Source organism: Polaromonas sp. P1_E11 (genome assembly GCF_056405995.1).
This window is the reverse complement of the sequence record NZ_JBFUBA010000001.1, coordinates 531,982-555,139: the sequence shown is the minus strand read 5'-3', so window position 1 is coordinate 555,139 and position 23,158 is coordinate 531,982. Positions and strand designations below refer to the sequence as shown.

Annotated in this window: 26 protein-coding genes; 11 read left to right on the top strand and 15 right to left on the bottom strand. The window is 61.9% G+C overall.

Annotated elements, in window-relative coordinates; translation table 11 throughout:
* Positions 1–103: 103 nt before the first annotated feature.
* Both AC1D11_RS02710 and xerD read left to right on the top strand, forming a co-directional pair.
* Positions 104–1,084 (top strand): tripartite tricarboxylate transporter substrate binding protein BugE, encoded by a 981-nt coding sequence (locus tag AC1D11_RS02710; RefSeq protein ID WP_477646848.1) that lies wholly within the window; start codon positions 104–106, stop codon positions 1,082–1,084.
* An 89-nt stretch (positions 1,085–1,173) separates the two neighbouring features.
* The gene (xerD, locus tag AC1D11_RS02705; protein WP_477646847.1) at positions 1,174–2,076 is read left to right on the top strand and encodes a site-specific tyrosine recombinase XerD; all 903 of its coding nucleotides are present in this window, start codon (positions 1,174–1,176) and stop codon (positions 2,074–2,076) included.
* 204 nt (positions 2,077–2,280) lie between these two features.
* Here the strand turns inward: xerD and AC1D11_RS02700 are convergent, their stop codons facing one another.
* On the bottom strand, positions 2,281–3,567 hold the full coding sequence (locus tag AC1D11_RS02700; RefSeq protein ID WP_477646846.1) for a class I SAM-dependent methyltransferase: 1,287 nt from the start codon (positions 3,565–3,567) through the stop codon (positions 2,281–2,283).
* A 120-nt stretch (positions 3,568–3,687) separates the two neighbouring features.
* A complete protein-coding gene (locus AC1D11_RS02695) occupies positions 3,688–4,503 on the bottom strand; it encodes a ferritin-like domain-containing protein (RefSeq protein ID WP_477646845.1) in 816 nt (271 codons plus the stop codon).
* A gap of 159 nt (positions 4,504–4,662) precedes the next feature.
* Between AC1D11_RS02695 and AC1D11_RS02690 the strand changes: the two genes are divergently transcribed.
* Positions 4,663–5,187 (top strand): gamma carbonic anhydrase family protein, encoded by a 525-nt coding sequence (locus tag AC1D11_RS02690; RefSeq protein WP_477646844.1) that lies wholly within the window; start codon positions 4,663–4,665, stop codon positions 5,185–5,187.
* Between the two features lie 171 nt (positions 5,188–5,358).
* The gene (gene hslO / locus AC1D11_RS02685) at positions 5,359–6,327 is read left to right on the top strand and encodes an Hsp33 family molecular chaperone HslO (protein WP_477646843.1); all 969 of its coding nucleotides are present in this window, start codon (positions 5,359–5,361) and stop codon (positions 6,325–6,327) included.
* A gap of 32 nt (positions 6,328–6,359) precedes the next feature.
* Here the strand turns inward: hslO and AC1D11_RS02680 are convergent, their stop codons facing one another.
* The 6 genes from AC1D11_RS02680 to AC1D11_RS02655 are packed head-to-tail and all read right to left on the bottom strand — an operon-like array spanning position 6,360 to position 11,386.
* Positions 6,360–6,866 (bottom strand): hypothetical protein, encoded by a 507-nt coding sequence (locus AC1D11_RS02680; RefSeq protein ID WP_477646842.1) that lies wholly within the window; start codon positions 6,864–6,866, stop codon positions 6,360–6,362.
* A gap of 29 nt (positions 6,867–6,895) precedes the next feature.
* Positions 6,896–7,171, bottom strand: coding sequence for a septum formation initiator family protein (locus tag AC1D11_RS02675; protein ID WP_477646841.1), 276 nt, complete (start codon positions 7,169–7,171; stop codon positions 6,896–6,898).
* Positions 7,172–7,185: 14 nt separating this feature from the next.
* Positions 7,186–8,469 (bottom strand): phosphopyruvate hydratase, encoded by a 1,284-nt coding sequence (gene eno / locus AC1D11_RS02670; protein WP_477646840.1) that lies wholly within the window; start codon positions 8,467–8,469, stop codon positions 7,186–7,188.
* A gap of 26 nt (positions 8,470–8,495) precedes the next feature.
* Entirely contained in the window at positions 8,496–8,801 is a 306-nt protein-coding gene (locus AC1D11_RS02665) for a DUF1330 domain-containing protein (protein ID WP_457278940.1), read from the bottom strand.
* A gap of 33 nt (positions 8,802–8,834) precedes the next feature.
* Positions 8,835–9,692, bottom strand: coding sequence for a 3-deoxy-8-phosphooctulonate synthase (kdsA, locus tag AC1D11_RS02660; protein WP_477646839.1), 858 nt, complete (start codon positions 9,690–9,692; stop codon positions 8,835–8,837).
* 2 nt (positions 9,693–9,694) lie between these two features.
* Positions 9,695–11,386 (bottom strand): CTP synthase, encoded by a 1,692-nt coding sequence (locus AC1D11_RS02655; RefSeq protein WP_477646838.1) that lies wholly within the window; start codon positions 11,384–11,386, stop codon positions 9,695–9,697.
* 85 nt (positions 11,387–11,471) lie between these two features.
* Here AC1D11_RS02655 and coaBC point away from each other — a divergent pair, with 85 nt between their 5' ends.
* The 4 genes from coaBC (at position 11,472) to AC1D11_RS02635 (ending at position 14,371) form a co-directional block, all read left to right on the top strand.
* Positions 11,472–12,761 (top strand): bifunctional phosphopantothenoylcysteine decarboxylase/phosphopantothenate--cysteine ligase CoaBC, encoded by a 1,290-nt coding sequence (gene coaBC / locus AC1D11_RS02650; RefSeq protein ID WP_477646837.1) that lies wholly within the window; start codon positions 11,472–11,474, stop codon positions 12,759–12,761.
* Positions 12,758–13,183 (top strand): hypothetical protein, encoded by a 426-nt coding sequence (locus AC1D11_RS02645; protein ID WP_477646836.1) that lies wholly within the window; start codon positions 12,758–12,760, stop codon positions 13,181–13,183. Before coaBC ends, AC1D11_RS02645 begins: the two co-directional genes overlap by 4 nt.
* A gap of 3 nt (positions 13,184–13,186) precedes the next feature.
* Entirely contained in the window at positions 13,187–13,633 is a 447-nt protein-coding gene (gene dut, locus AC1D11_RS02640) for a dUTP diphosphatase (RefSeq protein ID WP_477646835.1), read from the top strand.
* A gap of 228 nt (positions 13,634–13,861) precedes the next feature.
* Positions 13,862–14,371: an outer membrane lipoprotein gene (locus tag AC1D11_RS02635; protein WP_477646834.1), complete on the top strand. Its 510-nt coding sequence runs from the start codon at positions 13,862–13,864 to the stop codon at positions 14,369–14,371.
* An 82-nt stretch (positions 14,372–14,453) separates the two neighbouring features.
* Here AC1D11_RS02635 and AC1D11_RS02630 read toward each other — a convergent pair whose 3' ends face one another.
* Entirely contained in the window at positions 14,454–14,978 is a 525-nt protein-coding gene (locus AC1D11_RS02630) for an FKBP-type peptidyl-prolyl cis-trans isomerase (protein WP_457278933.1), read from the bottom strand.
* Between the two features lie 14 nt (positions 14,979–14,992).
* Between AC1D11_RS02630 and AC1D11_RS02625 the strand changes: the two genes are divergently transcribed.
* The 3 genes from AC1D11_RS02625 (at position 14,993) to AC1D11_RS02615 (ending at position 17,226) form a co-directional block, all read left to right on the top strand.
* Complete coding sequence (locus AC1D11_RS02625) at positions 14,993–16,225, top strand: JmjC domain-containing protein (RefSeq protein ID WP_477646833.1); 1,233 nt, start codon at positions 14,993–14,995, stop codon at positions 16,223–16,225.
* Between the two features lie 30 nt (positions 16,226–16,255).
* Positions 16,256–16,771, top strand: coding sequence for a hypothetical protein (locus tag AC1D11_RS02620; protein ID WP_477646832.1), 516 nt, complete (start codon positions 16,256–16,258; stop codon positions 16,769–16,771).
* Between the two features lie 218 nt (positions 16,772–16,989).
* Positions 16,990–17,226 carry a hypothetical protein gene (locus tag AC1D11_RS02615; protein WP_477646831.1) on the top strand — a complete coding sequence of 79 codons (237 nt, stop codon included), beginning with the start codon at positions 16,990–16,992 and terminating at the stop codon, positions 17,224–17,226.
* 104 nt (positions 17,227–17,330) lie between these two features.
* On the opposite strand, the gene AC1D11_RS02610 is transcribed toward AC1D11_RS02615, so the two are convergent.
* From AC1D11_RS02610 to AC1D11_RS02585, 6 genes are all read right to left on the bottom strand, one after another.
* Entirely contained in the window at positions 17,331–18,104 is a 774-nt protein-coding gene (locus tag AC1D11_RS02610; protein ID WP_477646830.1) for an MBL fold metallo-hydrolase, read from the bottom strand.
* Between the two features lie 48 nt (positions 18,105–18,152).
* Positions 18,153–19,220, bottom strand: coding sequence for an outer membrane protein assembly factor BamC (gene bamC, locus AC1D11_RS02605; protein WP_477646911.1), 1,068 nt, complete (start codon positions 19,218–19,220; stop codon positions 18,153–18,155).
* A gap of 109 nt (positions 19,221–19,329) precedes the next feature.
* Entirely contained in the window at positions 19,330–20,214 is an 885-nt protein-coding gene (dapA, locus tag AC1D11_RS02600) for a 4-hydroxy-tetrahydrodipicolinate synthase (RefSeq protein ID WP_477646829.1), read from the bottom strand.
* Positions 20,215–20,319: 105 nt separating this feature from the next.
* Positions 20,320–20,910, bottom strand: a complete 591-nt coding sequence (locus AC1D11_RS02595; RefSeq protein WP_477646828.1) for a class I SAM-dependent methyltransferase — start codon at positions 20,908–20,910, stop codon at positions 20,320–20,322.
* 20 nt (positions 20,911–20,930) lie between these two features.
* On the bottom strand, positions 20,931–21,743 hold the full coding sequence (locus AC1D11_RS02590; RefSeq protein ID WP_477646827.1) for an SDR family oxidoreductase: 813 nt from the start codon (positions 21,741–21,743) through the stop codon (positions 20,931–20,933).
* Positions 21,744–21,934: 191 nt separating this feature from the next.
* Complete coding sequence (locus tag AC1D11_RS02585; RefSeq protein ID WP_477646826.1) at positions 21,935–23,155, bottom strand: MFS transporter; 1,221 nt, start codon at positions 23,153–23,155, stop codon at positions 21,935–21,937.
* Positions 23,156–23,158: the final 3 nt, after the last annotated feature.

Genomic DNA, 23,158 nt, shown 5'->3' with positions numbered 1-23,158 from the left:
AGAATAACCGCAATCCCCCCGGGTTTGCCCTTATGCGTAATCCACAACTGCGCGGCATGAATGTTGCGATTACCATTTCTGCTGTTTTATTGAAGGACTGAACATGCAACGTCGTTATCTGTTTGCCTATTCCGTGGTGTCCGCGCTTGCGCTGGGCGCTGCCGCAGGCCCCGCATTGGCACAGGGTTATCCCAACAAGGTGGTCAAGCTCGTGGTGCCGTTCGCACCCGGGGGCACCACTGATATCGTCGCCCGCGTCATCTCCGAGCCGCTGGGCAAGGCCTTGGGCCAGAGCGTGATCGTCGAAAACCGGGCCGGCGGCGGCGGCGTGGTGGGCGCACTTGAGACATCGCGCGCCGTTCCCGATGGTTATGCGCTGGGCGTGGCCACGGTGTCCACCACCGCGGCCAACCCGGCCATCAACCCCAAAATCCCGTACAACACGCTGACGGACTTCACGCCCATCATCAACATCGCCGCAACGCCCAACATCATTGCGGTTCACCCGAGCTTTCCGGCACGCAACTACAAGGAGTTTGTGGCTGAGCTCAAAAAGAACCCCGGCAAGTATTCCTATTCATCTTCGGGCACCGGCGGCATCGGTCACCTGCAGATGGAGCTCTTCAAGAGCATGTCGGGTACTTTCGTGACGCACATCCCCTACCGCGGCGCGGGTCCGGCCCTGAACGACACCGTGGCCGGGCAGGTGCCCATGATTTTTGACAACCTGCCGTCGGCGCTGCCGTTCATCCAGCAAAAACGCCTGATCCCCATTGTGGTGGCCGCGCCCCAGCGCCTGGCCGTGTTGCCGGATGTGCCCACCTTCAAGGAAGTCGGCCTGGAGCCTGTGAACCGCATGGCCTATTACGGCATCATCGGCCCCAAGGGTTTGCCAAAGGACGTGGTCGACAAGGTCAGCGCCGGCGTGAAGAAGTCGCTGGAAGACCCGGCGATACGCAAACGGATCGAAGACACCGGCTCGCTCATCATCGCCAATACGCCCGAGCAGTTCACGGCTCAGATCAAGGCCGAATTTGATGTCTATAAAAAGGTGGTCGATTCGGCCAAGCTCAAGCTCGAATAAGGCCGGGAATCCGGCACGGCCGGAAGCGAAGCTACCCGTAAGCCGCCGCGCATTCAAATGTGCGGCGGCTTTTTTGTTATGGTCACCCCATGCAGCCAGAAAGCCAGTCCAGTATCGATGGGTTTATTGACGCCTTGTGGCTGGAAGACGGGCTGTCCAAAAACACGCTGGCGGCTTACCGCCGTGACCTGTCGCTCTACGCCGGATGGCTGGCTGCCAGGGAGCAGGGAGGGCGAAGACTTGACGAGACGGCAGAGACCGATCTCAACAGTTACTTTTCGGCCCGGCACGCGGCGACCAAGGCAACATCCGCCAACCGGCGCCTGACGGTGTTCAAGCGCTACTTTCGCTGGGCATTACGCGAGCACCTGATTGCTGCGGACCCGACGCTCAAACTCCAGTCGGCGAAGCAGGCGTTGCGTGTACCCAAAGTCATGAGCGAAGCCCAGGTTGAAGCACTGCTGGCCGCACCCGACGACGACACGCCGCTGGGCCAGCGTGACCGCGCCATGCTGGAGCTGCTGTACGCCAGCGGCCTGCGTGTGAGCGAGCTGGTGGGCCTCAAGACATTTCACCTGGGACTGAACGAAGGAGTGCTTCGCGTCATGGGCAAAGGCAGCAAGGAACGGCTGGTGCCCTTCGGCCAGGTGGCACGGGAATGGATTGTGAAATACCTGGCGGACGCCCGTCCGGCCATCCTGGGCGGGCAGCAGACCGACGACCTGTTTGTCACCGGCCACGGCAAGGGCATGAGCCGCGTAATGTTCTGGATGCTGGTGAAAAAATATGCACGGCTTGCGGGCATCAACTCGCCGCTGTCTCCGCACACCTTGCGCCATGCATTTGCCACGCATTTGCTGAACCACGGCGCCGACCTGCGCGCGGTGCAGATGCTTTTGGGGCATGCCGATATTTCCACCACGACGATTTACACCCATGTGGCGCGTGAACGGCTCAAAGCCTTGCATGCGCAACATCATCCCAGGGGGTAGATATGGCCCCCACGCTCCCCCACTTCGTGTGGGTCGCTGCCCCCCGAGGGGGCCGCTGCGCCTGCGGCCCGGCAAAGCCGGTTCCGCGGCCCCGGCTGGGCTTAAGAGTTCCGTGGGCATAACCTTGGTGAGGCATTCACCGGTGGGGGGCCGAGGGTCCGGCTTCGCCCGCCCCAGGCGCCGCCCCCTCGAGGGGGGAACAGGCTACACGGAGTGAGCCTGGACGGGGGTGTACATATACCCTCGGTTGAAGGGATAGCTTGACTGGGCACCGGTCACAACCGTGTTATGGACATCGCCGGAGGGCTTGGCCGCCAGCATCTGGTGCAGCGAGATCCAGCCCTGTTCAAAGCTCATGGCGCTGCCCGCCAGGTACAGGCGGTAGGCTCGCAGAGTCTTCTCCGCGCGCTCGGCTCCGCCGTCTGTGGCCAGTACCTGCCGCGCATCGTCCAGCCTGGCCTCCAGGGCGTCCGACCAGTTCCACAGCGTGCGGGCGTAGTGCGGCCGCAGGTTCTCCGTGTCGACCATCTCCAGACCTGCACGTGACATGTGCTCCAGTACGGCACTGACATGCATCAGCTCTCCGCCGGGAAAAATGTACTTCTCGATGAAGTCGCCCATGCCGGCGCCGAGCTGGCGATTTTCCAGGCCGCCGGCGGTGATGCCATGGTTCATGACCAGGCCGCCGGGAGCCAGCAGGCGCATGATCTTCTGGAAGTAGGCCGTCATGTGGGCGTGGCCCACGTGTTCGAACATGCCTACGGAGGAGATCTTGTCGAAAGTCTGGTCTTCCGGCATGTCGCGGTAGTCGCGCAGTTCCATGCGAACGCGTCCTTCCAGGCCTTTTTCCTGAATCAGCCGCTGCACGTGCGCGTGCTGGTTTTTCGACAGGGTGATGCCGGTGGCGTCGACGCCGTAATGTTCGGCCGCCCACATCAGCAGGGCGCCCCAGCCGGCGCCAATGTCCAGGAAACGCTCGCCGGGCTTGAGCATGAGCTTGCGGCAGATGTGGTCGAGCTTGGCTTCCTGGGCCTGGGCCAATGTCATGGCGTTGTCGCTGTAGTAGGCGCATGAATACACCCGTCGGGGGTCGAGCCAGAGCGCATAGAAGGCGTCGGACACGTCATAGTGGAACTGGATTTGCGCTGCATCCCGGCTTTGGGTGTGGGCGGCCAGGGACTTGGCGCGATGCAGCAGTCCGGACCACCAGCCGGTGTCGCTTTGCACCGGGTTGCCGGGCAGCAGCTTGGTGACGGCGCGCATCACGTCGCGCATGGCGCCTTCCAGCTGGAGTTTGCCTTCGACGTAGTCCTCTGCCAGGGCGCCGATCTGGCCGGCCTTGAGGCGGGCGATGGAAGACCAGTGCGAAAACGCGAGCTTGACGGGGGCGTTGGGCTCTCCGAGACGCTGGCCCTGCGGCAGCTGCAAGGCGATGTCCGCGGGCAAGCCCGGCATTTGCGAAGGGATGTCTGGAACGAGATGCCGGATCATGCGCAAACTCCTTTTCAAGAGTTTTGCAGTCTAGCGTCTCCTAAAAATCCCTGCTGCCTTCCTGCGTAGGAATTCGCCGCGTCCTGGAACCAGTTCCTGGCTGGGCTTAATTAAATAGCGTTACAGGCCCAGGAGGGAAAGCTCGGCGTCGTCAAAACCTGCCTGGCGGCGGGCATCCAGATTCAGCGGACCTTTGACACGGGGCGCCTCGTATTGCCGGGCCAGCGCCGCATAGCTTGCGACGGGGTCCAGCCCGCGCTGGGTACACAGGTACCGGTACCAGTGGTTACCGATGGCGACGTGGCCTATCTCGTCGGCGAGGATGATGTCCAGGATGTCGACGGCCCGAAGCGCGTGCGGCGTGCCGACCTTGCGCAGCTTGGCCTGCATGGGCGGGGTGGCGTCCAGGCCGCGGGCCTCCAGGGTGCGCGGCACCAGCGCCATGCGTGCGAGTACGTCGCCTTCGGTTTTGGCGGTCATGTCCCACAGGCCTGTGTGGGCCGGGAAGTCGCCGTAGTCGTAGCCCATAGTTTGCAAGTGGGTGCGCAGCAGGCTGAAGTGGTGGGCCTCTTCGGCGGCCACCTGGAGCCAGTTCAGGTAGTAGGACCGGGGCATGCCGGGAAAGCGCCAGATGGCGTCCAGCGCCAGGTTGATGGCATTGAACTCAATATGGGTGACGGCGTGGAGCAGAGCCGCCAATCCTTCGTGGGTGAAAGGTGAGCGCTTGGGGACGTCGAGGTGGGAACGCAGCTCGGGCCGGGCCGGACAACCGGGCACGCCAGAAGGTGCAGGAATTGGCAGCTCCGTTGCTATTAAAACAGTAGCTGCTTGCGCACGTGCCTCTTGGGTCAGGAGCACTTTTTGTTCCGGATTTGTGGCGAGCAGTGCCTGCAGCGCTTGCTGGCGCAGTTCTGCAGGGGCCGGTAGGTCCGTCATGAATCCATTGTCGTTGATACCTCGGGGATGTCTGGATTGGCTGCCGGCGGCCTGCGCCGGATGGCAGGGGGATGCCTCCTTACAATCAGTGCATGGCCGCCACGCTCCTTCCTCTCCTTCCTGCCTGTGGCCTTTGGCTTTAATTTTGAGTGAGAACGCATGGCTATTTACCAATTGGACAAGCTGACCCCCGCCGTTCCCGCCTCTGCCTGGGTGGCCGACAACGCCCAGGTGATTGGCGATGTGCGGCTTGGCGAAGACTGCAGCGTCTGGTTTGGCGTGGTGATCCGGGGCGACACCGAAACCATCACGGTGGGCCGGGGCACCAATGTCCAGGACAACAGCGTGCTGCACGCCGACATGGGCGTGCCCCTCACCCTCGGCGAAGACGTCACGGTGGGCCATCAGGTCATGCTGCACGGCTGCACCATCGGCGATGGCTCGCTGATCGGCATTCAGGCAGTTGTGCTCAATCACGCAAGGATCGGCAAGAACTGCCTGGTAGGCGCGGGCTCCGTGGTCACCGAAGGCAAGGAATTCCCGGACGGCTCCCTGATCATCGGCAGCCCCGCCAAAGCGGTGAGGCAGCTTTCCCCCGAGCAGATCGAGGGTTTAAAAATGATCGCGAAGCACTATATAGAAAATGCCCAGCGCTACAAGGCCGGGCTCAAGAAAATCGCCTGAGCGGCACTTAAGCATGATCAAAGCCAAAAAATACACACAGAGCGCTAGCGTCGGAGTTCCCATTCCAGCAGGGGCCGCGGAACCGGCTTTGCCGGGCCGCAGGCGCAGCGCCCCCTCGGGGGGCAGCGCATTACACGGAGCCGAAGGCGAAGTGAAAAGCGTGGGGGCCTAATGTCTGAACTGCATAAATTCATCTTTGAAGGCCTGCCGGTTCGCGGCATGCTGGTTCGACTGACCGATTCCTGGCAGGAAATCCTCAAGCGCAGACAGGCGGCCGGCGGCTACCCGGCCGAGGTCATGCAGCTGTTGGGCGAAATGACGGCCGCCGGCGCGCTGATGCAGAGCAACATCAAGTTCAACGGTGCGCTCATTCTTCAGATCTTCGGCGACGGCCCGGTCAAGCTGGCCGTGGCCGAGGTTCAGCCCGACCTGAGCTTGCGCGCCACCGCCACGGTGACGGGTACGGTCGATGCGGGCAGTTCGCTGAGCCAGCTGGTCAACGTGAGCAACCAGGGCCGCTGCGCGATCACGCTGGACCCCAAGGACAAGCTGCCGGGGCAGCAGGCCTACCAGGGTGTGGTGCCGCTTTTTGGCGATCAGCGCGAGAAGATTGAGAACCTGGCAGAAGTGCTTGAGCATTACATGCTGCAAAGTGAGCAGCTCGACACCAAACTGATTCTTGCAGCCGACGGCAAGGTGGCTACCGGCCTGCTGATCCAGCGGCTGCCGGTCAAAGGCCAGGGGAACCTTGAAGGCCAGATCGATCGGGACGCCAATGAAGACCAGATCGGCGTCAATGAAGACTACAAACGTATTGCCATGCTGGCCGGCACACTCAAGCGCGAAGAGCTTTTAACCCTTGATGCCGACACGATCCTGCGCCGTCTTTTCTGGGAAGAGCAGGTCACCCGGTTTGAACCCGCCACACCCAGTTTTGCCTGCAGCTGTTCGCGCGACCGTGTGGGCAATATGCTGCGCAGCCTGGGTACAGACGAAATCGAGAGCATCATTTCCGAACGCGGCAAGGTCGCGGTCGGGTGCGAATTTTGCGGCGCACAGTATGAATTCGACCCGGTGGATGCAGCGCAGCTTTTCACCAGCCAGACCAACCAGCAGCCACCCACGTCGACCGTGCAATAGTTTTGTGGGCCGCGCTACGGCGCGGCAATGCCTCAAGCGGTTGCTGCGGCGCGCTCCGCCAGCAGGTCGCTGAGCAGGCGGTGCTCACAGGCAGGATCGCTGCACTTTTCGCAGACCCACACCCAGGCCTTCTGGTTTTTTTTGGGTCCTGGGGTCGCGCCGGGGGTGTTTCGCGTGAAAGCCGGAGTACGGGGCCGCAGGCTTTGCGCTGCCTCCAGCGCTTGGGCAAGGCGCTGCTCTGAGGTCCCGTACATGACGCGATAGGGAATGCCCGCGTGCGACAGGGCGGCACGAATCGACTGGTCGGCGTTGTGTTGACGTTGCCAGCGTTCATCGGCCGTTTTGACCGCCTGCAATGGCACTTCTTCCAGTCCCATGAGCAGCGTCAGCCCAAAGCTGGGGAGATCGGCAGGAAGGGGGGCGGCATCAGTCACGGCTACGGTGGCTTCGTGCCCCGAGATTTTCAGGGCACAGTCCAGCGCAGCGGCAAGCTGTCTCTTTCCGGTAAGCGGAGCGCCGGTAACGGCAATTTTCAGCATGGACGCTTTCGCAGGCTGGATACCGGGGCTTACTTGGTCACCTGCACAAAGATTTCATTCGGCTTGACCATTCCAAGCTCGATCCGGGCCTTTTCTTCGACCATTTCGAGTCCTTCCTTGAGGTCCCGCACTTCTGCAGCGAGCTGGTCATTGGTGGCCTGTGCCTGGGTGTTTTTGGCGAGCTGTTCGGTCAGCCGGTGCTGCATGTCGCGCACGCTGGGAATGCTGCCCCGGCCGATCCAGAGTTGCGCGTGGAATATGGCCAGCAGCGCAATCAGGATGGCGGGGACGAGTCGGTTTCCCACGTGCGGGCAGGTCTTTAGCGAAGATTGTAAAAGGCTGCGCGGCCTGGGTAGGACGCAATGTCACCCAGGTCTTCTTCGATGCGCAGCAACTGGTTGTATTTGGCCATGCGGTCCGAGCGCGAGAGTGAACCGGTCTTGATCTGGCCCGCATTGGTGCCCACGGCGATGTCGGCAATCGTGGAGTCTTCGGTTTCGCCCGAGCGATGGCTGATGACGGCGGTGTAGCCGGCGCGCTTGGCCATCTCTATGGCGGCGAAGGTTTCGGTCAGCGTGCCGATCTGGTTGATCTTGATCAGGATGGAATTGGCAATCTGCTTGTCGATGCCTTCCTTGAGGATCTTGGTGTTGGTGACAAACAGGTCGTCACCGACCAGTTGCACTTTTTTACCCAGGCGTTCGGTCAGGGTCTTCCAGCCGTCCCAGTCACCCTCGGCCATGCCGTCTTCGATGCTGATGATGGGGTATTTGTCGACCCAGGTGGCCAGGATGTTGGTCCACTCGGTGGCGTCCAGGCTCAGGCCTTCCGCGCCCAGGACGTATTTGCCGTCCTTGTAAAACTCCGACGCTGCGCAATCGAGGCCCAGGGCGATTTGTTCACCGGCCACATAACCAGCGGCGTCGATGGCCTCCAGGATCATCTGGATGGCAGATTCATGGTTGGCCACATTGGGTGCAAAGCCGCCTTCGTCGCCGACGGCCACGCTCATGCCCTTGTCGTGCAGGATTTTCTTGAGCGCATGAAACACTTCAGCACCGTAACGCACGGCTTCGCGAAAGCTGGGCGCGCCCACCGGGATGATCATCAGTTCCTGCAGGTCCAGGTTGTTGTTGGCATGCGCGCCGCCGTTGACGACGTTCATCATGGGGACTGGCATCTGCATGGCGCCGCTGCCGCCGAAATAGCGGTACAGGGGCAGGCCAGCCTCTTCGGCCGCTGCGCGTGCCACGGCCATGCTGACAGCCAGCGTGGCGTTGGCGCCCAGGCGCGATTTGTTGTCGGTGCCGTCCAGGTCGATCAGCGTGCGGTCCAGGAAGGCTTGTTCGCTGGCGTCCAGGCCCAGCACGGCTTCGGAGATTTCGGTGTTGATGTGTTCGACGGCCTTGAGCACGCCCTTGCCGAGGTAGCGCGACTTGTCGCCGTCGCGCAGCTCGATGGCTTCACGCGAACCAGTGGACGCGCCCGAAGGCACTGCAGCACGGCCCATGACGCCGGATTCCAGCAGCACGTCGCACTCAACGGTAGGGTTGCCACGGCTGTCGAGAATTTCGCGGCCGACGATATCAACAATTGCGCTCATTAGGTTCCTTTTTTGTAGAGAGGGGATCAGACCGGGGCGGCAACGCCTTCGACCAGGACCATATTGAAAAACTCGGTGGCGCCAGCACGCTTGGCACGTGCGGCGCGGTACATTTCGTCGTCATAAAAGGCCTTGGCCTTTTCGTAGCTGGGAAAGCGCAGCATGGCGACGCGTGCAGGTTGCCAGGTGCCTTCCAGCGCCTCAAACTTGCCACCGCGCACCAGGTATTCGCCCCCGGCGGCCGCAACCGCGGCAGGCGCGGCCGCCATGTACTGCTTGTACTGCTCGGGGTCGGTGATCTTCATGTCGACAATGATGTAGGCGAATGTCATGGCTTGTGCAGGCTTGCGGGATGGATCGCTGGCTCAGGCGCTGAAGTTGTTTTCGAGGAAGCCGTTTTTCTTGGTGACACGATCCAGCTCGAGCAGTGTTTCCAGCAGCGCCTTCATGTGCTTGAGTGGCACGGCGTTGGGACCGTCGCACAGGGCTTTGGCCGGGTCCGGGTGGGTTTCCATGAACAGGCCAGAGACGCCGACGGCCACTGCGGCACGCGCCAGCACCGGCACCATTTCGCGTACGCCGCCGCTGCTGGTGCCCTGGCCGCCGGGCAGTTGCACCGAGTGGGTCGCGTCAAACACGACCGGCGCGTTGGTCTCCCGCATGATGGCCAGGCTGCGCATGTCGCTGACCAGATTGTTGTAGCCAAAGCTGGCGCCGCGTTCGCAGGCCATGAAGTTGTCTTCCGGCAGACCGGCGGCCTTGACGGCCGCGCGCGCTTTGGTGATGACGTTCTTCATGTCGCCCGGGGCCATGAACTGGCCCTTCTTGATATTGACCGGCAGGCCGGACAGCGCAACGGCGTGGATGAAGTCGGTCTGGCGGCAGAGCAGGGCCGGTGTTTGCAGCACATCAACGACCTTGGCGACCTGGGCGATCTGGTCTTCGGAGTGGATGTCGGTCAGCACCGGCACGCCAATTTCCTTTTTGACCTTGGCCAGAATCTCCAGTCCTTTTTCCGTGCCCAGTCCGCGAAAGGCCGTCTCGCTGGTGCGATTGGCCTTGTCAAAACTGCTTTTGAAGATGAAGGGAATGCCCAGCGAGGAAGTGATTTCCTTCAGCGTGCCGGCAGTGTCCATCTGCAATTGCTCTGACTCCACCACACAGGGGCCGGCGATTAGGAAGAAGGGCTGGTTCAGGCCAATGTCGAATCCGCAGAGTTTCATGGTCAGGCTACCGCCTTGAGGGGCTTGGCGGCAGCTTTCGGGTCCTGGCCTGCCGTGGCGCGCTGCTGGAGTACGGCTGCGATATAGGCATTGAACAGCGGGTGGCCGTCCCATGGCGTGGACTTGAACTCGGGGTGGAACTGCACGCCGACAAACCAGGGATGGACGTCTTGCGGCAGTTCGACGATCTCGGTGAGTTGCTCGCGCTGCGTCAATGCGGAGATGACCAGGCCCGACGCACGCAGGGCATCAAGGTAGTTGACGTTGGCTTCATAGCGGTGGCGATGGCGCTCTGTCACCACGTCACCATAAATCTTGTGGGCCAGTGTGCCGGCTGCGACGTCCGAGCTTTGCGCGCCCAGGCGCATGGTGCCGCCCAGGTCGGATTTGGCATTGCGTGTCTTGATGGTGCCGTCGGCGTCTTTCCACTCGGTGATGAGCGCGATCACCGGGTGCGGGGTGGCGGGGTCGAACTCGGTGCTGTTGGCGTCCTTGAGGCCGGCAACGTGGCGCGCGAATTCGATGGTCGCTACCTGCATGCCCAGGCAGATGCCGAGGTAGGGCATCTTTTGCTCACGGGCGAAGCGGGCCGCGCAGATCTTGCCTTCGACGCCGCGTATGCCGAAGCCGCCGGGCACCAGGATGCCGTCAAAGCGCGCCAGGCGCGAGACGTTGTCGGCCGTGATGGTTTCGGAGTCGACATACTCGATGACCACCTTGGCATGGTTTTTCATGCCGGCGTGGCGCAGGGCTTCGTTGAGAGACTTGTAGCTGTCGGAGAGGTCCACATATTTGCCAACCATGGCGATGTGCACCTCGGTCTGGGGATGCTCGGTCTCGTAAACCAGGTCGTCCCATCGCTTGAGGTTGGCCGGCGGCGTGTTCAGGCGCAGCTTGTCGCAGATCAGGCCGTCCAGGCCCTGCTCGTGCAGCATGCGGGGCACTTTGTAAATGGTGTCGACGTCCCACATGGAGATCACGCCCCATTCGGGAACGTTGGAGAACAGCGAAATTTTTTCGCGTTCTTCGTTGGGAATGCGGCGGTCGGCACGACAGAGCAGCACGTCGGCCTGGATGCCGATTTCACGCAACTGCTTGGCGGTGTGCTGGGTCGGCTTGGTTTTGAGTTCACCGGCGGCAGCGATCCAGGGGACGTAGCTCAGGTGCACGAAGGCGGTGTTGTTGGCGCCCAGGCGCAGGCTCATCTGGCGCACGGCTTCCAGGAAGGGCAGGGACTCGATGTCGCCGACGGTGCCGCCGATTTCAACGATGGCCACGTCGACCGCGTCAGCCGTTTCGTAGCCGGCGCCGCGCTTGACGAATTCCTGGATTTCATTGGTGACGTGCGGGATGACCTGCACGGTCTTGCCCAGGTAGTCGCCGCGGCGTTCTTTTTCAAGCACGCTTTTGTAGATCTGGCCGGTGGTGAAGTTGTTGGCCTTACGCATGCGCGTTTCGATGAAACGCTCATAGTGGCCGAGATCCAGGTCGGTTTCTGCGCCATCGTCGGTCACAAAAACTTCGCCATGCTGGAAGGGAGACATGGTGCCCGGATCCACATTGAGGTAGGGATCGAGCTTGATTAAAGTGACTTTGAGGCCTCGCGATTCGAGGATCGCAGCTAAGGAGGCTGAGGCGATTCCCTTGCCCAGGGAAGACACCACACCGCCGGTGACGAAGACAAATTTGGTCATGTCAGGTACGAACCGCAAGTTCGTAGAGGTGGTAAACGGAGATTATACGGGTTGGGGATGGTGTAACTGATATACATTGCGGAACATGACGAATCAAGTGAATCCTCTGGTAAGCGGCCTGAACGGGGACGAAGCCCCGGACCTGGCCGGCAAACACATTGTGTTGGGCCTGTCGGGTGGCATTGCCTGCTACAAGGCCGCCGAACTGTGCCGGGCTCTCGTCAAGGCGGGTGCCACGGTGCAGGTGGTCATGACCGAAGCAGCCGAGCAGTTCATCACGCCCGTCACCATGCAGGCGCTGAGCGGACGGCCGGTCTACACCAGCCAGTGGGACAGCCGTGAAGCGAACAACATGGCGCACATCAACCTGTCGCGCGAATCCGATGCGATCCTGGTTGCGCCCATGAGCGCCGATTTCATGGCCAAGCTGCTTCATGGGCGTGCGGACGACCTGCTCAGCCTGATGTGCCTGGCCCGGCCTATCGACAAGGTTCCGTTGCTGGTGGCACCGGCCATGAACCGTGAGATGTATGCGCACCCGGCGACCCAGCGCAATTTTGTGCAGCTGGCCGGTGATGGCGCCACGGTGCTGGGCGTGGGCAGTGGTTTCCAGGCTTGCGGCGAGACCGGCGACGGACGCATGCTGGAGCCTGAGCAGATCCTCGAAGACCTGATTGCCTTCTTTGCGCCCAAGGTCCTGGCCGGGCAGCATGTGCTGGTCACGGCCGGCCCGACCTATGAGGCCATAGATCCCGTGCGCGGCATCACCAACCTGTCGAGCGGGAAAATGGGTTTTGCCATTGCGCGGGCTGCGCACGAAGCAGGGGCTGAGGTCACCCTTGTTGCGGGTCCGGTCGGGCTGCCCACGCCACGCGGGGTCAATCGCGTTGACGTCAAATCTGCACAAAATATGCTTGAAGCCGTTACAGGACGTGCGCAAGCAGCTACTATTTTTATAGCAACGGCGGCCGTCGCCGACTGGCGGCCGGCAGCGCCTTCAACGCAGAAGATCAAGAAAGACGGCTCCGGCCAGACGCCGCAGCTGGTGTTTACCGAAAATACGGATATCCTGGCCACCGTCGCCCAGACACCCGCCGCCCAGGCCGGCCGGTTATTTTGCGTGGGCTTTGCGGCTGAAAGCCACGACCTGGCCGGCAACGCCGAGGCCAAGCGCCTGCGCAAAAAAGTGCCGCTGCTGGTCGGAAACATCGGCCCCGACACGTTCGGGCAGGACCACAATGCGCTGTTGCTGGTAGATGCGCAGGGCAGCACCGCGCTGCCCCGGGCCTCCAAGCTCTCGCTGGCGCGGCAACTGGTGGCGGAGATCGCGGCCCGGATGGCGGCGCCCTCCAGCGGGAAAGCGGCTGCACCATGAACCTTCCCTCGAACACGCCGCCTGACGGCGATTTCGTCAGCTATGTGGAACGCCTGACAAACGCAAACGCGCCAGGTGTCCATAAAGACCGGCTCGAGCCCCAGGACAAGATTTCGCTCCGCGCCCCGTCTTCGGCGAGCACTGCGACGCCCCCGGCCAAACCCGTGGCTGTCGTGGCCACCGGCGCCGCCTTTCTCACCCACGTCAAATGGGTCGTCATCCTGTGGATCGCAACGCAGGTGCTGTCCGAGGTGGTGCCCGGCGCCGGGTTCCTGTTTCTGCCCGCGCTGCTGGTGTACGGGGCGTGGGCGGTCTTCGAGGCCAACCGTCATTCATCCGGCGCACTGGTGCAGCGCCTGCGCGAGCTCGCCCGGCAAGCAGCCGAAGAAGCCCGGAAAAATCAACTACCCAAGAAAAAATAGTTCATGCAAATCGACGTCAAAATTCTCGACCCCCGCCTTCAGGGCAACCTTCCCGCCTACGCAACGCCCGGCAGTGCCGGCCTGGACCTGCGTGCCTGCCTGGACTCCCCGCTCACGCTGGCCGCCAACGCCTGGCAACTGGTACCGACCGGCATTGCCATTTACCTGCACAACCCCGGCTATGCCGCGCTCATCCTGCCGCGCTCGGGGCTGGGCCACAAGCACGGCATCGTGCTGGGCAATCTGGTGGGCCTGATCGACAGTGATTACCAGGGGCAACTGATGGTCAGTGCCTGGAACCGCAGCGACGTACCTTTCACCATTGAGCCGATGGAGCGGATTGCCCAACTGATGATCGTGCCCGTGGTGCAGGCGCAGTTCAATGTAGTGGCGGAATTTCCCGCCAGTGAGCGTGGCGAAGGCGGGTACGGCTCCACGGGAAAAGCCTGAAACTGCTGCCGCGCTGGCAGGTAGCGGAAGCGAACAGGGGGAGGGCGTTTTCCTACAGCCCTTGCAACACGGCTCCCACGCCGCGACAGCTTTAAACCCCACTCTGTATTTGCTGCTGCATGCCCTTAATGGGTCATGGGAGTCTCCGCGCTCCTGGTATCGGCTTCCCGTTAGCGAGAAGCCGATGCCAGACCGGGGATCTCATGAACTTATTAACAGGAGAGACTCATGCAAAACACATTCCGCTTTATTTCCTCGGCCTCCGCTGTGCTGGCACTGGTGGGCCTTGCCGCCTGCGCGCCCATGAGCCCGAGCGGCGATTCGTCCTACCCGGCCACCACTTCAACCTATCCCGCTTCTTCGTCCTACCCTGCCAATCAGCAGAATGCTTACGTTGAGTACGGACGGGTTATCAATGTGGAAGCCATCCAGACTACGGAAAAAGGCCGCGGCTCAGGCGTCGGTGCTGTCCTGGGCGGTGTGGCGGGTGCTGTGGTGGGCCACCAGATCGGTGGCGGTAGCGGCAAGGATGCGGCAACCGTGGTGGGTGCAGTGGGCGGTGCGGTGGCCGGTAACGCCATTGAAAAGAACCGCAACGCGACCATTCGTGAGAGCTATCGCGTCTCCGTGCAACTGGACAATGGCAGCTCACGCGCTTACGACGTGCCCAGCTACGGCAACCTTCGCGTGGGAGACCGCGTAAAGATTGAAAACGGCCAGATCAACCGGATCATGTAAAGCTGCGGTTCCTCCGCATATGAAGAGCCGGCTGCTCCCGCAGGGGATGGCCGGCTTTTTTACGTCCGGAATCATACATGTCTCAGTGCAGCGTGCCACTTCCCGGTGTGATCGGCTCAAGTTTGAAAAAACCGGTGCCAAGTGATCCCTGGCCGATTTCCTCTTCGCTGGCTTCGCGCACGGCTTCAACCTTGAGGTTCAACCGGATGGCAATGCCCGCAAGGGGATGATTGCCGTCGAGTACGACGTGATCGGGATAGATCTCGGTCACTGTGTAAATATGATCATGAGGCGCTTGCCCGCTGCTTCCTGGCGGAAGGGCCATGCCGTCGAAGGTCATGCCTTCTTCCAGTTCGGCGGGAAAAATCTTGCGGGGTTCGAGGAAAACCAGGTTCTCGTCGTAGTCACCGAAGGCGTTTTCGGGCTCAAGGTGCAACTCAAGCTTCTCTCCGGCTTCATGGCCTTGCAGTGCCTCCTCGATCTTCGCGAGAAGGTCATCCCCGCCGAGTAAAAACTCGATGGGTTCGTCCAGCTCGTCCAGCACATCGCCCAGAGTGTCTTTCAGCGTCCATGTCAGGGCTACGACGCATTGCGGGGTGATTTTCATCCGACAATTGTCCCATGGATGTAAATCAATCTCTAGAGCTCCTCGCCGGCCTGAGCCCGGCGCAATTCATGCGCCGTCACTGGCAAAAAAAGCCGCTTCTCATCCGCCAGGCGCTGCCGGGGCTGCCGCCTGTGCTCAGCCGCGCAGCGCTGTTCAGGCTCGCGTCGCGTGAGCAAGTCGAGTCCCGGCTGATTGTCCAGCAACCCAAAGGGTGGCGGATGAAACAGGGGCCTTTTGCCGCGCGAAGCCTCCCGCCGCTGAGCCAGAAAGCCTGGACCTTGCTGGTGCAGGGGGTGGACCTGCATGACGCTGGCGCGCATGCGCTGTTGCAGAGGTTCCGCTTTGTGCCCGATGCCCGGCTCGACGACCTGATGATTTCGTTTGCTACGCCTGGCGGCGGAGTAGGGCCGCACTTTGACAGCTATGACGTCTTCCTGCTGCAAGCCAGTGGCCGGCGGCGGTGGAGGATAGGGCGGCAAAAGGACCTGACGCTGCAGGATGGCGTACCGCTGAAAATCCTTGAGAATTTTGTTCCCGAGGAAGAGTTTGTGCTGGAAGCCGGCGACATGCTTTACCTGCCTCCGCGCTATGCCCACGACGGCATTGCCGAGGCGGCGGGCCCAGCCGACGCAAAAAATGCGGACTGCATGACGTATTCCATCGGGTTCAGGGCGCCCGCGCAGGGTGAACTTGCCGCAGAACTGTTGCACAGACTGGCCGAGTTCACTGAGGACGCCGGCCATGACGACGGCGAATCTGCAGCACGTGACGCCGGCCGCAGTTCTCTACAACCCCGCCTCTACCGTGATGCAGGCCAGACAGCCACCCCGACGCCCGCGGCCATGCCGGCAGAGCTCACGGCCTTTGCCCGCCAGGCGGTTCTGGATGCGTTGAGAGACCCGCTGGCCGTAGCTTGCGCGATGGGTGAATACATGACCGAACCCAAGCCCTCGGTATGGTTTGACGAGGTGGAACGCGAATGGGATGCCAACGCGGCGCGGCAAGGACGGACCGGCGTACATCTTGATCCGCGCACACGGATGATGTATGACAGCGACCATGTGTTTATCAATGGCGAAAGCTATCGCGCCAAGGGTGCGGATGCTGTCCTGATGCGCCGGCTGGCAGATCAGCGCAGCCTTACACCCAGGGAGCTTCGCAAGGCCGGTGCATCGGCGGTCGCACTGTTGGGTGACTGGCATGATGCGGGCTGGCTGCGGCAGACGCTGCCTGCGGAAGACGACTGACCTGCTTGCCAAACAGCCTGGAGACGTTTTATGGATACGGAAAAAACCAGTTCTGCCCTGCCGCCCGCCTTGCTGGAAGGCCGGTTTACCGGCCGCAGCGACTTCACGGAGTTGATCAGGCAGTCGCTTTCAGCGGCAGCCGTACAGGGGTGGCGTGAAATCATTGTGTGCGATCCCGATTTCGAAGACTGGCCCCTGGGAGAACGTGCAGTCGTTCAGGCACTGAATGATTGGTCCATGACGGGCCGGAAATTCACGATGCTGGCCAAAAACTACGATGAAGTGGTCAGGCGGCACGCCCGGTTCGTCACCTGGCGGCGTACCTGGGCGCACATTGTGGAATGCCGCGCCAACACGTCGGGGGCGGCGGACGATATGCCCAGCGCCTTGCTCGGCCCCGGCTGGGTCTTTGAGCGGCTGGATGTGCAGCATTGCACGGGCATTGCCGGCTCTGAGGTTGCCAGGCGGGTGGCGTTGAGGGAGCGAATCAATGAGCGTTTGCTGAAAAGTTCGCCGTCGTTCCCCGCCACCACGCTAGGGCTTTGAGGGGGCATTTGTGCGTCGGAGGGCGCTACAGGCCTGTAAAGGCTGACTTAGGGTTTTCCGGCTTGCGTTCCTGTTTGTAATATCCGGCATATAATTTAAAGCTGGGTAGAAAGAGCTCGAGTCCTTTCCCCGGTCAAAAATAACTTGAATTCCGGTTTGGGTTTTCTTTTGGCAATTTCCGGAAATTGTTTTCTTAAATATCATCAAGGATCGTAAAAATGAACAAGTCACTCGTTTTGGCAGCTATCGTTGCCGCTGTTGCTCTGGCTGCTTGCGGCAAGAAAGAAGAAGCTCCAGCACCGGCACCAGCTCCAGTTGCTGCACCAGCTCCAGCCCCTGCTGCTGACGCATCGGCTCCTGCCGCTGCAGCATCTGCACCTGCATCGGCACCTGCTGCTGACGCTGCTGCCGCTGCAGCCGCTGCTACCGCCGCTCCAGCCAGCGCTGCGAAGTAATTCTTCAGCGAGTCGAAAAAGCCGCCGTGAGGCGGCTTTTTTTATGGGCGCCTGTTTGCCGCCATGGCCGGCATGCACCTGCATTGCAGGGCCCACGACGCTTTTCAGATATGGATCCAGCGTGTGCCGACGTCGGGTCTGGCCACAATGATGTCTTCCGCGTCCCAACCCACGGCTGCGGCTATCAGCTCCTGCACCAGCTCCGGCCGGTTGTTTTGCGCGCTGAGATGGGCTGCCACCAAGTGGCGTAGCCCGTGATGCATGACGCCGCGGGCGACATCCGCAGCGGCCGTGTTCGAGAGATGTCCATACTGGCCGCCTACACGCCGCTTCAAAAACGCGGGGTAGGACGATTGGGCGAGCATGTCGGAATCGTGGTTGCACTCCAGCATCAGGGCATCGCATCCGCCAAGGTGTTCCAGGACATGCGAAGTGGCATGGCCGAGGTCGGTGAGAATGCCCAGCTTGGCCGAGCCATCGGTGCAGCTGAGCTGCAGGGGCTCCCTGGCGTCGTGGGGCACCGTAAAAGGCATCAGCTGCATGCCGCCGAGGTCAATGGCCTTCCCGTCGCGCGCCTTGTGCAGCAGCCCGTCAAAATCCGGTGCCCCTATGCCTGCGTGGGTGCCATGGCTCATCCAGACCGGGATCCGGTAGCGAAGCGACAGTGACCGGGCGCAGCCAATGTGGTCACCGTGCTCATGGGTGATGAACACGGCGTGGATGTCCTCGGGTTGCAGGCCCGCCTCACCGAGCCTGTAGAGCAGGTGCTTGAGTCCCAGCCCGCAGTCGACAAGAATGCGAAGCGGCGTGATTCCCGACGCTTCAACCAGTGTGGCATTGCCTGAACTGCCACTGCCCAGGCTTTTGAACCTCAACACACCGGTACGGAATCGTCAGTCGGGATGAACAGGGTCACGAACCGGGATTTACCTCAGATCGTCGGCAATCACCTGGATGATGCGCTGGGCATTGGCCGATGCTTCAGGGGCACCCTGGGCGTTGAGGACCGACACCGTGGTGCTTTCGCCCTGGCTCTTGACTGCGATGCGGTACTTCAGTGGCGGCACGGCTGGTGGCGCGCCGCTGAACAGTTTGCTGAAGAACCCGGGCTCGGTCTTGTTCACGATAGGCTCGACGTAGCGCACGAAGTAGGTCCCCTGGCTGCGGTCGCGGTCTTCAACCGTGAAGCCGGTGCGGTCCAGTGCCAGGCCGACGCGGCGCCATGCACGCTCAAAGCCTTCGTCGATCTGCACGACTGGCTGGCTGTTGACAGTGGCGATCCGCGAGGTTTGTTTGTCCGCACCGGCGGCCACCAGGGCCTTCGATTGCTCTTGCGTGACACCCAGCTTGACCATCAGGCGACGCAGGAATTCGGCTTCCAGCTCCGGGTCGGCAGGTCGGGGTTGCCACATGGTGCTGTCGCCGCCGGTGGAGCCGGCCTTGACGCCGGTCAGCACCTCAACCATGCCGCGGTGGCTGACATAGATTTCCGTGCCGCCATCAGGGCGGCGCTCCAGCCGTGTGCGGAACTTGTCGCGCTCACCGGTGGAGTACAGGCTGTCGAACACTTTGCCTATGGTGTTGCGGATGAAATCCTGCGGGAGCTTGGCGCGGTTTTCAGCGTAATCGGTTTCCATGATGCCGAGGTTTTCCTGGTCCTGGGACAGCAGGAAGCCGCTCTCCAGCCAGAAATCACGCACAGGCGTCCAGAGCTTGTCTGCAGGCCGGTTCACCACCAGCCAGCGCTGGCTTCCCGCGCGCTCGATGCGAACGTCGCCCACGGTCACAGCTGCGGTTTGTACGGCCTGGGTTGGCTGGCCCACCTGGTAGCTGCTGGCGGACACCGCGGTGCCGGGCACCACATAACGGGTTTCGCGGCTCAGTTGTGTCAGGTCGGGAGGGATCGCCAGGGAAGGAGCTTTAGCGCCGCTGCTTTTGTAGTCGACGCGTTCGCCTTCCATCACATCCCTGATGGAGGAGCAGCCGGCGAGCATGCCGAGGGCAACCAGTGCAGACACGGTTGCGGCGCTCCGGGCTTTGGAAAATGCAGGATGTGTTGGCAATATCTTCACTTGGGTTCCCTTAAAAATCAGATCAGGCAAATCAGACCAGGCCGCAGATGCGCAGGGCGTTTTCCACGGCGGCTTCGTTCGATGTTTCCAGCGGCGTCATCGGCAGGCGCAATGTGCCGCCGCAAAGGCCCATCCGGGCCATGGCCCACTTGACGGGAATCGGGTTGGCTTCGACAAACAGGTTGCGATGCAGCGGCAGCAATTTAAGTTGCAGCTCCATGGCGCGGCGGGCATCGCCGGCCACGGCGGCCACGCACAGCTCGTGCATGAGGCGGGGCGCGACGTTCGCCGTCACGCTGACATTGCCCTGGCCGCCGCAAAGCATCAGCGCCACGGCGGTCGGGTCGTCGCCTGAATACACGGCAAAACCCTTGGGCACTTCCTTGATCAGCCACTGGGCGCGCTCGATGTTGCCGGTGGCTTCCTTGATACCGACAATACCGGGCACCTGGGCCAGGCGCAGTACGGTGGCGTGCGCCATATCGGCGACGGTGCGGCCGGGCACGTTGTAAAGCACGGTAGGGAGGTCGCCAACCGCTTCCGCAATCGCCTTGAAGTGCCGGTACTGGCCTTCCTGGGTGGGCTTGTTGTAATAGGGGACGACCTGCAGCTGGCAGTCCGCGCCAACGCCTTTGGCAAATTTGGCCAATTCGATGGCTTCGGCCGTTGAGTTGGCACCGCAGCCAGCCATGATGGGCACGCGCTTTTTGGCCTGCTCAACCGACACCCGGATGATTTCGCAATGTTCTTCGACATTGACGGTCGGGGATTCGCCGGTGGTGCCGACCACGCCAATGCAGTCGGTCCCTTCGGCAATGTGCCAGTCAACCAGCTTGCGCAGGGTGGGGTAATCTACGCTGCCGTCGTCGTGCAAGGGCGTTGCCAGTGCAACGATGCTGCCAGTAATGGGTTTCATGCTCTGCTTGTAAACGTTCGCGGCCATGCAGGTATCTGGGGTGTTCCGGCCTGAACAGCTTCAAGCCGGCCCCGGAAAAGGCCAATCCTGCATTCTACCCAGAGCCTAGGTCAGTCTATAGCGGGGTGGCCCCCCATCCGCGGTATGAAGGGGGGCGGATAAACCCGCAGTGGTGGCTGATTCGCGGACGGCGGCGATGCGCTGGACAAAGCGTGGCGGACGCTCCTCAAAACCCTCCTCGAAGGCCACCACTTTCAGGCCCTGGCAGACCTGCAGCAATTCACCGGGACGCAGCAAAAAATCGGGGCGCGAGGGTTTGCCTACCGTTTCATTGCCCTGCGTAAAAGTTTCGTAAATCAGCACCCCACCCGGCGCCAGACTGGCCAGCAGCGTGGGCAGGAGCGGCCGCCACAGGTAATTGGTGACGATGACGGCCTCAAACTGTCGTCCTTCAAAGGGCCAGGGACCCTCCTCAATGTCGGCCACCACGGCTTCAACGGTTTGGGCGGGGCGTGTGGGAAGAGCTGATGCTATGAATTCAATAGCTGCTTGCGCACGGTCTACAAGGGTCAGAGGGTGATTTCGTTCATAAAACCAGCGCGCGTGGCGGCCATGGCCGCAGGCCACGTCCAGCACCACGCCGCGCTCAGGTATCAGGTGCGACCAGCGCTGCACCCAGGCGGAGGGCGGTTCCATGCCGTGCGCATTGTTTTCCATCAGTAGGGTTTTACGTCATCTTTGAGCGCGGCGAGCGCCATCGCTTCAACCCGGCCGGGTGCGATCAGCTTGAGCCAGCGGCCCAGCTTGCCCTTGGCCGTCATGACGACTTCGCGGTCGCGGCGCTCCATACCCTGCACGATCAGCCGTGCGCACTCTTCCACGCTCATGGCGTCGTCTTCCTTCAGGCCGCTGGCTCCGGCTGCCTCACCGGCCGCGTTGAAGCCGCGGTAGCGGATGCGGGTGGCGACCACGCCCGGGTAGGCCGTCGTTACGCTGACGCCGGCCGTTTTAAGCTCGGCGCGCAATGCCTCGAAGAAGCCCGTCATGGCGAATTTGGTGGCGCTGTAGGCGGTGCGGCCCGGCACGCCGATCAGGCCCGCCAGGCTGGAGACAGCCACGATGCTCCCGTGGCGCACTTTTAAGTAAGGCAGGGCGGCATGGGTGCACCAGACGCTGCCCCAGAGGTTGATGCGCATCAACTGTTCATACCAGGCCAGGTCCTGAGCCTTGACGTCTTCAAAAAGGGCTTGCGCCGACATGCCTGCGTTGTTGATCAAGGCATCGATCTGCCCGAACCGGCCGATGGCGGCGGCCACCAGCTGGCGGCATTGTTCTTCTTGCGACACATCGGTTTTGACGGCCAGGGTCAGCGCCCCATGGGCAGCGCATTGGCCCGCAACCTCATTGAGCAGTGCTTCATTGCGCGCGGCCAGCACCAGCGCCACGCCGGCGCCGTGGGTTTTGGCCAATTGCCGCGCCATTTCAGCGCCTATGCCGTCCGAGGCTCCGGTAATTACTATTGTTTTCATAGCTGCTTGCGCCCGTCCTGATTGGGCCGCAGCCCAAAACACAGATAAAACCCCTGGGCAGGGCCTTGCGCTAGAAGCAGGCCCAGACCTGGTTGGCGAGTGTGAACAGGAAATCAGGCCGTGTGTAGAGGGCAAACACCCCCAGCGACGCGATGATTGCGAGCGCCCACAGGCCGATCCTTTTGGCCATGTCAGGCCCCTTGGGGCACGGCCGCGCGTGCAATCGGTGATTCACGCACCGGCAGGTTCACCAGCGCGGCAAACACGCCCAATGCAATCGCGATGTACCAGACGATGTCGTAGCTGCCTGTGCGGTCATATAAATAGCCGCCCAGCCAGACGCCCAGGAAGGAACCGATCTGGTGGCTGAAGAAGATAAAGCCGCCCAGCATCGACAAATGCTGGATGCCGAAGATCTGTGCCACGACGGCGTTGGTTGGCGGAATGGTCGACAGCCACAGCAGGCCCATCAGGCTGGCAAAGATGTAAACGCTCAGGGGGCTGAGCGGCGCCGCCAGGAACACGGCGATCACGATGGCGCGCGAAAGATAAATCGTCGCCAGGATCTTGCGCTTGGCAATTTTCTGGCCCAGCGAGCCCGCAATGTATGTGCCGAACACATTAAAGAGGCCGATCAGCGCCAGCGCATAGCTGGCCACCTGGGGGGACAGGCCCTTGTCCTTGAGGTAGCTGGGCATGTGCACGCCAATGAACACCACCTGGAAGCCGCAGACAAAATAACCCGCCATCAGCAATTGAAAGCTCGGGTACTTGAAGGCCTCGCGCAGCGCCTGAAGGATCGTTTGTTCGCGTTTGGCAGGCTGCCCACCGGCGAAACCGCCTTCGCGCAGGCCCAGCGCCAGCGGCGCGATCAGCAGCACCGCGCCGCTCAGCACCAGCAAAGCCTCTTTCCAGCCCAGGCTGCTGATCAGGAAACCTTCGGTCGGCACCATCAGGAACTGGCCGAACGAGCCCGCCGCCGCGGCCACGCCCATGGCCCAGGAGCGCTTGTCGGCTGAAATATTGCGCCCGATCACGCCGTAAATCACGGCATAGGTGGTTCCGGCCTGCGCGGCGCCAATCAGCACGCCGGCTGTCAGGGTGAACAGGAAACCGGTAGGCGACAGCGCCATGCCCACCAGGCCCAGCCCGTACAGCAGCGCGCCGCCCACGATCACGCGGAAGGCGCCAAAGCGGTCAGCCGCCATGCCGGCAAAAATGCCGAACACACCCCAGGACAGGTTTTGCACCGCCAGCGCAAAGGCAAAAGTCTCGCGCGTCCAGCCCTGCGCCTGCGTGATGGGCTGCAGCCAGAGCCCAAAACCGTGGCGAATGCCCATGGACAGCGTGACGATGGTGGCGCCGCAGATCAGCACCTGCAGCATGGAGAGTTTTTTGGTGTCGGTGGTCATGGA

Bases quoted from the DNA above. Each gene is read 5' to 3' on its own strand.
- xerD (WP_477646847.1), top strand. From the start codon at position 1,174: ATGCAGCCAGAAAGCCAGTCCAGTATCGATGGGTTTATTGACGCCTTG.
- AC1D11_RS02710 (WP_477646848.1), top strand. From the start codon at position 104: ATGCAACGTCGTTATCTGTTTGCCTATTCCGTGGTGTCCGCGCTTGCG.
- AC1D11_RS02620 (WP_477646832.1), top strand. From the start codon at position 16,256: ATGGATACGGAAAAAACCAGTTCTGCCCTGCCGCCCGCCTTGCTGGAA.
- AC1D11_RS02585 (WP_477646826.1), bottom strand. From the start codon at position 23,155: ATGACCACCGACACCAAAAAACTCTCCATGCTGCAGGTGCTGATCTGC.
- kdsA (WP_477646839.1), bottom strand. From the start codon at position 9,692: ATGAAACTCTGCGGATTCGACATTGGCCTGAACCAGCCCTTCTTCCTA.
- dapA (WP_477646829.1), bottom strand. From the start codon at position 20,214: ATGAAACCCATTACTGGCAGCATCGTTGCACTGGCAACGCCCTTGCAC.
- AC1D11_RS02690 (WP_477646844.1), top strand. From the start codon at position 4,663: ATGGCTATTTACCAATTGGACAAGCTGACCCCCGCCGTTCCCGCCTCT.
- coaBC (WP_477646837.1), top strand. From the start codon at position 11,472: ATGACGAATCAAGTGAATCCTCTGGTAAGCGGCCTGAACGGGGACGAA.
- AC1D11_RS02665 (WP_457278940.1), bottom strand. From the start codon at position 8,801: ATGACATTCGCCTACATCATTGTCGACATGAAGATCACCGACCCCGAG.
- bamC (WP_477646911.1), bottom strand. From the start codon at position 19,220: ATGCTCGCCGGCTGCTCCTCCATCAGGGATGTGATGGAAGGCGAACGC.
- AC1D11_RS02655 (WP_477646838.1), bottom strand. From the start codon at position 11,386: ATGACCAAATTTGTCTTCGTCACCGGCGGTGTGGTGTCTTCCCTGGGC.
- AC1D11_RS02615 (WP_477646831.1), top strand. From the start codon at position 16,990: ATGAACAAGTCACTCGTTTTGGCAGCTATCGTTGCCGCTGTTGCTCTG.
- AC1D11_RS02595 (WP_477646828.1), bottom strand. From the start codon at position 20,910: ATGGAACCGCCCTCCGCCTGGGTGCAGCGCTGGTCGCACCTGATACCT.
- AC1D11_RS02680 (WP_477646842.1), bottom strand. From the start codon at position 6,866: ATGCTGAAAATTGCCGTTACCGGCGCTCCGCTTACCGGAAAGAGACAG.
- AC1D11_RS02590 (WP_477646827.1), bottom strand. From the start codon at position 21,743: ATGAAAACAATAGTAATTACCGGAGCCTCGGACGGCATAGGCGCTGAA.
- dut (WP_477646835.1), top strand. From the start codon at position 13,187: ATGCAAATCGACGTCAAAATTCTCGACCCCCGCCTTCAGGGCAACCTT.
- AC1D11_RS02625 (WP_477646833.1), top strand. From the start codon at position 14,993: ATGGATGTAAATCAATCTCTAGAGCTCCTCGCCGGCCTGAGCCCGGCG.
- AC1D11_RS02635 (WP_477646834.1), top strand. From the start codon at position 13,862: ATGCAAAACACATTCCGCTTTATTTCCTCGGCCTCCGCTGTGCTGGCA.
- AC1D11_RS02630 (WP_457278933.1), bottom strand. From the start codon at position 14,978: ATGAAAATCACCCCGCAATGCGTCGTAGCCCTGACATGGACGCTGAAA.
- AC1D11_RS02700 (WP_477646846.1), bottom strand. From the start codon at position 3,567: ATGATCCGGCATCTCGTTCCAGACATCCCTTCGCAAATGCCGGGCTTG.
- eno (WP_477646840.1), bottom strand. From the start codon at position 8,469: ATGAGCGCAATTGTTGATATCGTCGGCCGCGAAATTCTCGACAGCCGT.
- AC1D11_RS02645 (WP_477646836.1), top strand. From the start codon at position 12,758: ATGAACCTTCCCTCGAACACGCCGCCTGACGGCGATTTCGTCAGCTAT.
- AC1D11_RS02695 (WP_477646845.1), bottom strand. From the start codon at position 4,503: ATGACGGACCTACCGGCCCCTGCAGAACTGCGCCAGCAAGCGCTGCAG.
- hslO (WP_477646843.1), top strand. From the start codon at position 5,359: ATGTCTGAACTGCATAAATTCATCTTTGAAGGCCTGCCGGTTCGCGGC.